Source organism: Parabacteroides sp. AF39-10AC (assembly GCF_003635405.1).
In the GTDB taxonomy this organism is placed as follows: Bacteria; Bacteroidota; Bacteroidia; order Bacteroidales; family Tannerellaceae; genus Parabacteroides; species Parabacteroides distasonis.
Map to the genome: position 1 here is coordinate 203,736 of NZ_QTLP01000002.1, position 12,687 is coordinate 216,422.

The 12,687-nt window shown below is 45.0% G+C and carries 12 protein-coding genes; 2 read left to right on the forward strand and 10 right to left on the reverse strand.

The window, feature by feature from the left end; all coding sequences use genetic code 11:
* Positions 1–179 precede the first annotated feature (179 nt).
* The 6 genes from nqrF to DW033_RS02815 are packed head-to-tail and all read right to left on the reverse strand — an operon-like array spanning position 180 to position 6,173.
* A complete protein-coding gene (gene nqrF, locus DW033_RS02790) occupies positions 180–1,454 on the reverse strand; it encodes an NADH:ubiquinone reductase (Na(+)-transporting) subunit F (protein ID WP_010182986.1) in 1,275 nt (424 codons plus the stop codon).
* Positions 1,455–1,494: 40 nt separating this feature from the next.
* Entirely contained in the window at positions 1,495–2,112 is a 618-nt protein-coding gene (nqrE, locus tag DW033_RS02795) for an NADH:ubiquinone reductase (Na(+)-transporting) subunit E (protein WP_005856893.1), read from the reverse strand.
* A gap of 25 nt (positions 2,113–2,137) precedes the next feature.
* Entirely contained in the window at positions 2,138–2,767 is a 630-nt protein-coding gene (locus tag DW033_RS02800; RefSeq protein WP_005856891.1) for an NADH:ubiquinone reductase (Na(+)-transporting) subunit D, read from the reverse strand.
* 7 nt (positions 2,768–2,774) lie between these two features.
* Entirely contained in the window at positions 2,775–3,587 is an 813-nt protein-coding gene (gene nqrC, locus DW033_RS02805; protein ID WP_048927306.1) for an NADH:ubiquinone reductase (Na(+)-transporting) subunit C, read from the reverse strand.
* A gap of 13 nt (positions 3,588–3,600) precedes the next feature.
* On the reverse strand, positions 3,601–4,803 hold the full coding sequence (locus tag DW033_RS02810; protein WP_048927307.1) for an NADH:ubiquinone reductase (Na(+)-transporting) subunit B: 1,203 nt from the start codon (positions 4,801–4,803) through the stop codon (positions 3,601–3,603).
* A gap of 23 nt (positions 4,804–4,826) precedes the next feature.
* Positions 4,827–6,173: a Na(+)-translocating NADH-quinone reductase subunit A gene (locus tag DW033_RS02815; protein WP_008772142.1), complete on the reverse strand. Its 1,347-nt coding sequence runs from the start codon at positions 6,171–6,173 to the stop codon at positions 4,827–4,829.
* A 132-nt stretch (positions 6,174–6,305) separates the two neighbouring features.
* Here DW033_RS02815 and DW033_RS02820 point away from each other — a divergent pair, with 132 nt between their 5' ends.
* On the forward strand, positions 6,306–7,574 hold the full coding sequence (locus tag DW033_RS02820; RefSeq protein ID WP_005856883.1) for a DUF5103 domain-containing protein: 1,269 nt from the start codon (positions 6,306–6,308) through the stop codon (positions 7,572–7,574).
* A gap of 44 nt (positions 7,575–7,618) precedes the next feature.
* Entirely contained in the window at positions 7,619–8,587 is a 969-nt protein-coding gene (locus DW033_RS02825) for a 4Fe-4S binding protein (protein ID WP_048927308.1), read from the forward strand.
* Here the strand turns inward: DW033_RS02825 and guaD are convergent.
* From guaD to DW033_RS02845, 4 genes are read right to left on the reverse strand one after another with little or no spacing between them, the layout of a single operon-like run.
* Complete coding sequence (guaD, locus tag DW033_RS02830; RefSeq protein WP_083434101.1) at positions 8,552–9,892, reverse strand: guanine deaminase; 1,341 nt, start codon at positions 9,890–9,892, stop codon at positions 8,552–8,554. The genes DW033_RS02825 and guaD overlap by 36 nt on opposite strands.
* A gap of 12 nt (positions 9,893–9,904) precedes the next feature.
* On the reverse strand, positions 9,905–10,807 hold the full coding sequence (locus tag DW033_RS02835; protein ID WP_009017469.1) for a cation diffusion facilitator family transporter: 903 nt from the start codon (positions 10,805–10,807) through the stop codon (positions 9,905–9,907).
* Between the two features lie 9 nt (positions 10,808–10,816).
* Positions 10,817–12,109: a serine dehydratase subunit alpha family protein gene (locus DW033_RS02840; RefSeq protein WP_048927310.1), complete on the reverse strand. Its 1,293-nt coding sequence runs from the start codon at positions 12,107–12,109 to the stop codon at positions 10,817–10,819.
* A 44-nt stretch (positions 12,110–12,153) separates the two neighbouring features.
* Positions 12,154–12,525 carry an Hpt domain-containing protein gene (locus tag DW033_RS02845; RefSeq protein ID WP_005856873.1) on the reverse strand — a complete coding sequence of 124 codons (372 nt, stop codon included), beginning with the start codon at positions 12,523–12,525 and terminating at the stop codon, positions 12,154–12,156.
* Positions 12,526–12,687: the final 162 nt, after the last annotated feature.

The following is a 12,687-nucleotide window of genomic DNA, read 5'->3' on the forward strand; positions in this document are numbered from 1 at the left end:
TAATGTGCCGACATAGAAGTACGACTTATTTCGTTAATGAAGTATATATCCTATGACACATGCAGTATATATCCTATAGCATTTGAAGTATATCTTCGTAAAGAGGAGTTTCAGGGCCAAAATAAAAAAGGCGAGGATCTTAACCCCCGCCTTCTATCTGTAGATATAGAAATCCTATTTTATCCACCGAAATCATCGAAGTGCAACATCTCACGAGGTACACCCAAGTTATCCAGCATATTTTCCACGGCCTTTGACATCGGGCCCGGACCACACATGTAGTATTCGATATCTTCCGGAGCCTCGTGATCCTTCAAGTAAGTATCATGGATTACTTGATGAACGAATCCAGCCGTATATTTAACACCCGCAGCATCAGCGGCAGGATCAGGACGGTCAAGCGCCAAGTGGAACGTAAAGTTTGGGAATTCTTTCTCTATTTCCAAGAAATCTTCCAAATAGAACACTTCGTTCAAGGCACGTGCGCCATAGAAGTAAGACATCTTACGATCCGTAGTCTTCAACGTCTTCGTCATGTGCATGATTTGGGCACGCAACGGAGCCATACCAGCACCACCACCAATCCACATCATCTCTCTCTTAGAATCGAAAATTGGGTGGAAATCACCATAAGGACCACTCATAGTCACCTTATCACCCGGTTTCAACGTAAAGATATAAGAAGAAGCGATACCCGGCATCACATCCATGAAACCAACTTGTGGTTTCGGTTTGAACGGCGGCGTAGCGATACGCACGGTCAACATGATACGGTCACCCTCAGCAGGATAGTTAGCCATAGAATAGGCACGGATAGACGGTGAGTCGTTCTTACACTTCAAACCGAATAAACCGAATTTCTCCCAAGCCGGCAGATACTCGGGGCCGATCAAGCTCTTATCGATATCCTTGTTATAATCCATTGAGTATGTAGGGATCTTGATCTGAGCGTAAGAACCCGGAATAAAGTCCATGTGCTCACCTTTAGGCAACGCAACGATAAACTCCTTGATAAATGTAGCGACGTTCTTATTACTGATAACCTCGCATTCCCATTCCTTAACGCCAAATACCTCGTCTGGTACCTGAACGACCATATCCTCTTTCACCTTGCATTGACAAGCCAAACGCCAATGATCTTTCACTTGTTTACGAGAGAAGAAACCTTTCTCAGTAGGTAGGATCTCGCCACCGCCATCAATAACTTGAGCACGGCACTGACCGCATTTACCACCACCACCACAAGCGGAAGACAAGAAGATGCCACCGCTCTGTAGCGCACCTAGCAAAGTTCCACCAATCGGGGTCTCTATATCTTTCTCTCCGTTAACCTTCAAGCTTACATTCCCTGAAGGCACCAATTTTGCTTTGGCGAACAAAAGCAAACCGACCAAGATCAGCGTGATCAATAAGAATACTATTGCGCTGACACCAATCGTAAGTCCGCCCGACATTAATAAAGTCATCTTTATATTTTGTTTAATGCGTTAATACTTAAATCTTCAGACCAGAGAAACACATGAATGCCATACCCATCAAACCCGTGATGATGAAAGTAATACCCAAACCTTTCAAAGCATTGGGGACATTTGAATATGACAATTTCTCACGGATAGCCGCCATACCTACGATAGCCAGCAACCAACCGATACCAGATCCTAAACCATAAACAGTGGCGACACCTACATTAGGGAACGCTTTTTGTTGCATAAACAGAGAACCACCCAAGATAGCGCAGTTTACAGCGATCAGCGGCAAAAAGATACCAAGGGAAGCATACAAAGACGGAGAGAATTTCTCGACTACCATCTCGACCAACTGCACGAAAGAAGCGATAACGGCGATAAAGATAATAAACGCCAAGAAGCTAAGGTTCACCTCCGCATATTCCGGGCCTAACCAACTTAACGCACCTTCTTTCAATACATAATTCTCAAGCATATAGTTAATCGGCAACGTACAGAAAAGTACGAATGTCACTGCTATACCTAATCCTAAAGCGGTCTTCACGTTCTTTGAGACAGCCACGAAAGAGCACATACCCAAATAGTATGCGAAGATCATGTTGTCAACGAAGATCGAGCGGACGAATGTGCTTAATAATTGTTCCATTCTATTATTCGTTTAATCGTTAACATTAATTTTCTTGAAGTTCCTTGTTCTTAGCACGATGAACCCAAATAATAACAGCGATCACGATCAACGCCATCGGAGGCAAGATCATCAAACCATTGTTCACGTAACCCAGATCATAGAATGCCTGCGGAATCACTTGGAAACCCAATAAGGTACCAGATCCCAGCAATTCACGGAAGAAACCTACGATAATAAGAATAATCGCATATCCCAGACCGTTACCAATGCCATCCAAGAACGATTCCCATGGGCCGTTACCCAAGGCGAACGCTTCCAGACGTCCCATCAAGATACAGTTCGTAATGATCAAACCGACAAATACGGAAAGCTGTTTGTTTACGTCATAAGCAAAAGCTTTCAACACCTCACTAACGATTGTCACCAAAGCGGCAACTACCACCAATTGCACGATAATACGGATACGGTTCGGAATCGTATTACGCATCAATGAAATGATCACGTTAGCGAAAGCTACGACAGCCGTCACCGAGATACCCATCACGATGGCCGGCTCAAGTTTTGATGTTACAGCCAACGCAGAGCAAATACCCAACATCTGAACGACAACCGGGTTGTTAGCGCTCAACGGGCCTAACAGAACTTCTTTATTCTTTTCAGATAATAATCCCATCTTCTACTTAATTTTGTGAGGTCAAAAATTTAACATAACCGCTCAAGCTGTTGAATAACATTTCATCCACACCTTTACTGGTAATTGTACCACCTGAGATACCGTCTACATAATCCTGTCCCGCTACGCTCTTACCCGGCTTAACAACAGCGACAGACTTGAATTCTCCACTCATGAAGATCTTCTTACCTTTGAACTCATTGCTGAACGCCGGTTTAGAGATCTCAGCTCCCAGACCCGGAGTTTCACCTTGGTGGCTGAAGTCAGCACCATAAATAGTATTCTTATCACTATCTACAGAGATATAACCCCATAACGGACCCCAAAGACCTGCTCCATGCAAAGCCATGATATATTTCGGTTGACCATCTACATTCGCGACGAAAACCGGATATTGATGCTCAGCGGCAGCCTTAACTACATCCGTAGCGAAAGCGTCGCCTTCAACCTTCTCACCATTCTCGTTTACCAAGAAAGCTTCCTTGATCAACTCGTTGTACTTGGTCTCAGCCTCAGAAGAAGAAACATTTACGTTAATAGAACGCAGAATTTGTTGTCTCTTATCGTTATCCTCGTTCTGTTTCTGAAAACTTCTCAATGATTGTGAAGTAAACGCCAATACGACAGCCACTAGCACAACCATCACAGCCGCATAAACAACCGTATAAACATTGCTATCCCGGTTTATGCCTTTCTTAGCGGCGCCCTCCTCCTTGATTTCCTCAAATTCGGAAGCAGGAGCGGAACATACCGGGCAAGTGTCAGGAGCCTTATTTCCCTCGTGGACATAGCCACATACCTTACATTTATATTTAGCCATATTCCTTCTTACTTTATTTTATTACACGTTTCAATCTGCGAGAGATATTAGCTTCCACAACATAATAGTCGATCAGGGGAGCGAACACGTTCATCAACAGGATAGCGAGCATCATACCCTCTGGATAACCCGGGTTCAACGCACGAATAATAATGGCCATAGCACCTACAAGGAAACCATAGATATATTTACCTGTCTCCGTACGAGCGGAAGTCACAGGGTCTGTAGCCATGAACACGGCACCAAAAGCGAAACCACCTAAGAACAAGTGATCCAGCGGAGATACGCACATAGCGACCGTAGTACCGATCATATTAAAGATCAATGACATGAAAGCACCACCCACGAACACGGAAACCATTGTCTTCCAACTTGCGATACCCGTAACCAACAAGATAACCGCACCGATCAAAATAGCCAATACGGAAGTCTCACCGATAGAGCCCGGGATCAAACCAATAAACGCGTCCCAAGTAGAGATCGGGTTGCCTAATACGTCAACAGCTTGGAAAGAACCGATCATCTCCTTACCAGCGATAGCGACTTGTCCTAGCGGAGTAGCTCCGGAAAAACCGTCAACTACTTGGCCAGCCCCGATACCAAACGTATCAGCCGTACGAACGAACACTTGATCACCAGACATTGCTGCCGGGTAAGCGAAGAATAAGAACGCACGTGTAACCAATGCTACATTAAATATATTATATCCCGTACCACCAAATACCTCTTTCGCGAAAATAACAGCGAAAGCAGTAGCTACAGCGATCATCCATAACGGAGTATCGACCGGAACGATCATCGGAATCAAGATACCGGAAACCAAGAATCCTTCTTGAATCTCTTCCTTCTTCACTTGGGCGACAGCGAACTCTATACCCAAACCTACCACATACGAAACAATGATCTTAGGCAATACCGCCAAAAATCCAAAAATAAAAGTCATCAAAAATCCCGGCTCAGCCCCCACAGCTAAATTGTGCTGATAACCGACATTATACATACCAAAAAGCAAAGCAGGCAACAAAGCGATGATAACCACGGTCATGGCACGCTTTGAATCAATACAGTCATGAATATGTACGCCCGTTTTAGAGGTCTCGTTCGGAACAAATAAGAATGTTTCGAAACCGTCAAAAACAGAACGGAACATCGCCAGCTTTCCGCCTTCCTCAAAGTTAGGCTTAATCTTGTCGAGATAATTCCTTAACGCTTTCAATGTATTATAAGTTTTTTATGTTATTAATTCATTTCCTTATACAACAGGTTCAATCCGTCGCGAACGATCTTTTGCAACTCGATCTTGGAAGTGTCCACGAACTCGCAAAGAGCGAAGTCCTCGGGAGCCACCTCATAGATACCTAAGTTCTCCATCTTGTCGATATCGAACGCAATGATCGCTTTCAACAAATACTCCGGATAGATGTCCATCGGAAACACCTTATCGTATTCATTAGACATGATCATGGCACGTTTACCACCTTTGATACGGGCGTCGATCACATATTCCTTGCTAGTACCTAACCAGCTAAAGTAACTATGGCTAGCGCTGAACTGGTTGAAACGAGGCATAGCGAAACCTAAGAACTCATGCGTCTCATCACCTTCCGGAATCACGGTGATCTGGTTATCATAAGCGCCTAGGTAACCATCCATATTCACCTTGGTACCTGTCAAAACATTACCGCTGATAATACGGATATGTTCCTGTCCTAACACTTTACCGTTAACCAAGCTCTTAATCGTACAACCTGAAATCGTTTTAACGTAGCCTCTCTCGGTAGTCTCGGAACCGGTAATAGCAACCATACGGCTGAAATCGGCGACACCCTTGTTAAACAAGCGTCCGATAACGATCACGTCTGCCGGATTAACCGTCCAAACTACCTCACCCTTGTTAACGGGCTTGATATGATTGATCTGCACGCCAACGTTCGCTGCGGGATGCGGACCTTCTACTTCCACGATCTCCACACCTTTCATTCCGCTCACGACAGAACCACTTCTTACACCCACATACACTTTTCCATTCGTTAATTTAGCTAGGGCGTTTAATCCAGTCTGGAAATCAGCCTCCTGACCTTTTACGATAAAATCGAAGTTTGGAGCCAAAGGAGCGGAGTAAAAAGCCGAAACGAAGATATCACGCGGAGTATCCAATGGAGCGGCAACGATATCGTATGGGCGTTGCTTGATAAACGGCCACATACCAGCGTTCAGAAGTACCTCTTTCACCTCTGCTCCCTGTAGGGATGCTACGTTCTTCTTACCGAACTCCTCATACTCGATCTGCGCATCCGGCTTCACAACGATGCTTAGCACCTTACGCTTCTCTCCTCGGTTTACGGCAGTTACCTCGCCACTGACCGGCGAAACAAACTTGATCTCGGGGCGGTTCTTGTCAATCATCAGTACAGAACCGGCTTTGACTTTTTCTCCTACTTTCGCAACAACTTTGGGGAGAATACCGTTATAATAATCGGGGACGATCGCGTAAGACTCGCTCTTGCCGCCGTTTAACAGTACATCCGAAGCTTTGCCCTTCAGATTAATGTCTAAACCCTTTTTAATCTTAATCACATTTGCCATGATACAACTAAAATTGTTTATATGTAATTTTCCTGCAAAAGTAAACATTTTTTCATGCTTTAGAGCAGGGAAAGGCAAATAAATAGAGAAATAATTCCATAATTTTGCGTCGTTAAAGAAAGTAATAAGAAAATGAAAGTTTTTAAAATCCTATTTCTGCTGCTTATCACGGTTTTAGTACCGTTGAACGCTCAAGTGACTTACTTCACCAACGTTAGCGATAAGCAAATAAAGACCCTCCAAGTGAAGGTTGCCGGCGAGATGTTCTCCGATCCATTCATTGAACTGGGCGGTGAAAACCGTATCGAAGTTAATTTCGATGCTTTTAATCCGGGCTTCGGGCGATACGCCTATAATCTGGTTCATTGCAACGCCGATTGGACGCAATCGAATCTTTCCCCGATTGAGTATATGAATGGTTTCCAAGGGAGCACGATCGAGGATTTCGCCAATGCGATGGGTACTACGGTGCAATACACCAACTACCGATTACTTTTCCCAAACGATGACGTTCAACCGAAGGTCTCGGGGAATTATGCCTTGCAAGTATATAACGAGGATGATCCCTCCCAGATCGTATTTACCGCTTGCTTTTCTATTTTCGAGCCGATGGTTAGTGTCGCCGCTACGGTGAGCGGAAATACGGATATCGATACCAATCAGTCACACCAACAAGTCAGCTTTGCGATCAATAACAAGAATTTCCCCATCACCTATCCTCAGACCGACTTGAAAATCTGGGTTTATCAGAATAACCGCAGGGATAATGCCGTAACAGGTCTTCAGCCTATGACTATTTTAGAAAACCAGATCTCTTATACGAACAATCAGAACTTGATCTTTCCCGCAGGAAACGAATATCGCCGTATGGAATTTTTGAGCAACAAATACAATGGCATGCACGTAGAAAGTATCTCGTTCCATAATCCATATTACCATGTAGAGTTGATGACGGACTATCGGCGTGACCAATTATCGTATCAATACGATCAAGACCAAGACGGCCGTTTTTTCATCCGTTGCAGTAATTGTAACGACCCGGATACGGAAGCGGACTATTACATCGTTCACTTTACCCTCGCCATGGACTTAATTCCCGATGGAAACGTGTATTTGAACGGTGAATTATATAATAATGTATTGGACGAGAAAAGTAAGATGGGCTATAATCCGGAGACGCATCAATACGAGAAATCCGTCTTACTGAAACAAGGCAGTTACAACTATCAGTACCTCTTTGTCCCTAACGGACAGACCGTAGGACAGACCGGCCCTATCGAGGGTAATTTCTTCCAGACGGAGAACGAATATAGCATTTACGTCTACTATTGTCCAATGGGAGCACGGTATGATCGTTTAATCGGTGTAACTAGTATCAGAAATACAATGCCCGTGCTATAATTATTCGCGTAAAAGGCATACTTTTACGCATAAAATAATTGAGCATGAAAACGAGACGTATTGTTATCAGTACCGTATTATTAGTCGGGGGACTTCTCTCGATCGTTCAAGTCATGCCTAAAAATCCACTGTTGATAGGCGAAAGGTTATTTCCGTATGGAGGATGGATACAAGTGATACTTGCCATGCTATACGGTGGTTGGCTCTGCTATAAGATGCAAGATCGGCAAGAACGTCCCAAATGGAGAAAACGAGCGTGGTTGTTATTCTCGATCGTTTTTTTCGGGCAACTTGCTCTAGGGATTTTTGCCGATCCTATTTTCCTTATGACCGGGAAACTGCATTTACCGATCCCTGCGGTAATCTTGGCCGGACCGCTTTATCGCTTCGAGGGATTATTCATGCCCATACTTTTTATCAGCACCTTATTACTATCCGGTCCCGCTTGGTGTAGCCAGCTTTGTTACTTCGGGGCATTCGACGCATGGAGTGCCCGGGGAAAATTGGAACGAAAAAGGTTCCCCTATCACAAGCAAATGCGATACAGCATATTATTTCTGGTTATGTTGGGGGCCATCCTACTCCGAATATTCGGAGCGAGCGGCAGGATAGCCACCGCTTTTGGAATAGCGGTCGGAGTTATCGGCCTACTTGTCATGCTATTGTTTTCCAGAAAGAGACGGAAGATGGTGCATTGCAGTAGTTATTGTCCGATCGGGACTTTAGTGTCTTTCCTCAAATACCTCTCTCCTTTCCGGGTACGACTGACCACGGATTGTTGCCATTGCATGGCTTGCACAAACGCTTGCCGTTATGATGCCCTACATAAAGAAGAGATCGAGAAGGGAAAGATCGGCTATACCTGTACCTATTGCGGAGATTGCCTCTCCGCTTGCAAGCACGGGGCTATAGAATATTATTTCCCGGGATTGCGCCCGACTACTGCCGAGCGCCTATGGATCGTCGTAACGGTCGTATTACATACTTGTTTCTTGATGATCGCACGAATCTGAGCCGTATACTTGCTTGCCCATTATATAAGTACATACCGTATTCCGGTCATCGCCGAGGGTTTGCAGGCCAAACAGCTTATTCTCGATCGTCCATTTATCTCTCGAACGAAGATACTCCATACGCAATTTCTGGACAGAGGTAGCGGCATAATCCACGACTATGAAATCCGCTTCACGGCCAGGGAGGAAACTTCCGATTCGGTCGTCCAACGATAAGGCCCGTGCAGAGCCTAGCGTACATTTATAGATAGCCTCCAAAGCTGTCATCGGATAACCGTTCAACTGTTGTACCTTATAAGCCTCTCCCATCGTACGCCACATAGAGAAAGATGTACCCGCACCGACATCTGTCGCCAAGGTAGTACGTACGCCGTAACGGTTCGCTTCCCTCATATCGAATAATCCGCTTCCAAGGAAAAGGTTCGAGGTCGGGCAATGGGCGATAATGCCTCCCGTTTCTCCCAACCGCTTATATTCCCGATCGGTTAGATGGACACAATGCCCGAATATCGAACGATCGGTCAACAATCCGGCACGCTCATAGACCTCCAGATAATCCGCATGACCGGGACAGAGCGATAAGACAGATTCAATCTCTCCCAGATTCTCCGAAAGATGTGTCTGTATATAGGTACTGGGATATTCGGCATGTAAACGACCGGCAGACTTTAATTGATCCGGCGTACTGGTTATGGCGAAACGGGGCGTGATCACATAGTGATTCCGTCCTTTCCCGTCCCAATCCTCGATTAAGCTACGGCAGTCCAACTCACCCTGATGCGTGGTATCCATCAGATAATCCGGAGCGTTCCGGTTCATCATCACCTTTCCAGCCAAGATACACATATTATACTCCGTAGCCACGGAAAATAATGCGGTTACGGAAGCAGGATGAACCGTGGCATAAGCGGCACAAGTCGTAGTTCCGTTCTTCACCAGTTCCTTCACGAAAAAGCGAGCGATATCTTGTGCATATTCCATGGAAGAGAAAGCTTCCTCGGCGGGAAACGTATATTCGTCCAGCCAATCCAGAAGTTGCTTGCCATACATTCCCTGTATCTCCGACTGGGAGAAATGGATATGGGAATCAATAAAGCCGGGTGTAATCAATTTACCGGAATAGTCTGTCACCGGGAAATCCGGGTAACGGGAACGCATCGCCTCGAACGGCCCCGCCTCTACAATCTTTCCATCAACAACAGCCAGTTCCCCATCCTCAAAATAGCGGTAAGCCTCCACATGATCCAGCGGGGAAGCGATCAAATAGAACACTTCTCCCCTATATAAGTTCTTCATCATGGTCAAATAACAATTCGTTTATTTAATTGGTTCCACGTGCAAAGCGATGTGCGTAGCCTGACCGAACTTATCACGCAGATTCTGTTCGATCTCTTTCGTCAAGTCATGGGCACGAGTCACGGTTATCTGTCCGTCCACCCGTATATGCGCCTCGATAGCAAAATTATTACCGATGCGGCGGGTACGTAGATTATGCGGGCTCTTTACCTCGGGAACCTCACTAATGATCGCCAAGATCTCATCCTCCACCTCCTTCGGCAAAGATTTCTCCAATAAGTCATTAATCGCCGGGATCACTAGTTGTAAGGCTACTTTTACGATAAATAAACTGACAATCACAGCCGCCAACGGGTCCAGCACACGCCAATTATCCCCCAACAAAATCGCCCCTCCGATACCTAAAGCCGTACCGATCGAGGAAAAGGCATCCGAGCGATGATGCCAAGCGTTAGCGATAACGACTTGACTATTCTGCTTCCTTCCTACCCAAACCGTAATATGATACAGTAATTCCTTGATCACGATAGAGATAAGAGCAGCAACTAAAGCGATCATTCCCGGACTTTCCAACGGAATCCCCTTGAAATAAAAGTCATAAATCTTGTTCGCTCCCTCCCAGAAAAGGCCAAAACCTACACAAAGCAAGACGATACCGACAATTGAAGTCGCCAAAGTCTCGTATTTACCATGCCCGTAATCATGGCTCTCGTCCTTCGGCTTGGAAGATATATTGACAAAAAGAAGTACGATTATATCCGTTACGAAATCAGATAACGAATGCACCGCATCGGCGATCATAGCGCTACTATGCCCCCAGATACCCGCCACGAACTTGAATACCAATAAAACAAAATTAGCGAATGACCCTAAAAGTGTCACTCGCATAATCTCTTTTTTCCTCGCCTTTGGTGCCTCCTCCATAGAATCCCATTAACAAGATTTACCGGTCATGATGTCCAGCACCAGACGATCCGTCGCCTCCATTCCTTTAGAACCGATAGCGGTCAAGTTCGCGATCGATTTATCCACATCCTCATCGATGATACCTTCCACGGAAGTCACCACCTTATCCTCCATGGCCATCAAAGCGGAAAGCATCGCCGTAGATACGCCACTAGATACTTTCATCGCGCAACTCGGCTTGGCACCGTCACAGATCATTCCGGTAATATTACCGATCATATTCTTGATCGCATAAGAAATCCGCGCCTTATTTCCTCCCATCAAATAGGTGATAGCGCAACTCGCTCCCGTAGCGGCAACCACACAACCGCAAAGGGCGGACAAGCGTCCCAGACTTTGCTTGATATAGATCACCATCAAATGGCTTAACATCAACGCACGGATCAGTTGCTCTTCCGAGCATTGGATATCCTCGGCGAAAGAAAGAACCGGAAGCGTAGCGGCGATTCCTTGATTACCGCTTCCCGAATTACTCATCACCGGGATCATAGCGCCGTCCATGCGAGCGTCGCAAGCGGCGGAAGTCATGATCAACATATGCGTATAAGCGGAATCTCCCATGAACTTACGGCCGAAAGCACCCGAGACTGTCTTGCTTACGGTATGTCCGTAATTGCCTTTCATGGAAGCTTGGGCAGCTTTCTTATTCAACTCGGCCGTTTCTAAAATAAAACGAATCTCATCCAATGGCATTTCCATGGCAAACTCATAGACCATAGAGAAGGAAAGACGTAAATCCTTATTCTCACATACTTCCTCGCCAGAAGCGTTTGCCGTACGTAAATCAGTCAATACCTCCCCGTTTTTCTCTACATATATTATATGGGTATGCTCATGGCAAATGATCACCCTTGAACGATCGTTCCCTGCAGAACTTATAATTTCGATATAAAGTTTATCTACATTCTCTTTTAGGTCTATACTGATACATTTCTTGCAGACCATTTCCTTACCTTCTTTCAATCCCTCCGGAGTCAAGTCTTTCAGCACCTCTAGCCCATAAGCGGACTTACCGATGATCGATCCCAAAGCGATAGCGATAGGCAACCCCACCATGCCAGTCCCCGGGATTCCTACTCCCATGGCATTCTTCAGGATATTGGCGCTCAGATAAACCTCTATCTTCTCTGGCTTACGCCCCAGCACTTCCGCCGCTTTTGCGGCCGCCAAAGCCACGGCAATAGGTTCCGTACATCCGATAGCAGGGATTACCTCCCTGTGAATCAAATCTATAATTTGAGTTTTTATGATAGTATCCATACTGATAGTCTTTATTTAGAATTAGATAGTTAATATACAATAGATTAAGAACAAAACTCAACAACGATATCTCGCAAGGCATCGTATTGTTTTCCCAATGCATCTTCATAACGCAACGCTTCTTCCAGATTCCCTTCTCTCAACAGCGATAGTATATTATTCGATACATCGAATAGATTTACCAGACCTAAATTAGCGGCTATCCCTTTCAAGGTATGCGAATATAGCTTGGCATTCTCCAAATCCCGCTCTACTAAAGAGCTCCGTAATTTCACATACGAACCGTCTGTAGTAATAAATTTATATAGAAACTTTTTGAAGAGGCTATCACTATTCATAAAACGATCTAAGGTATTCTCTTTATCCCAAGCAGCTACATCTATTAATGCGTTATAAAAAGCATCGTTCTCATTCATTTTTTTATGATATTAGTTTTCGTACAAAATTAGGAATTTTATAGACACTACCAACGTTAGCGGTATTCTTTTTCTTTACTTACCGCAACTTGGGTACGGAACGATAATTTTAGTACTTTTGTCGCCTACTTCGGGACCTAGAACGCCCGGGCTGTATTTATC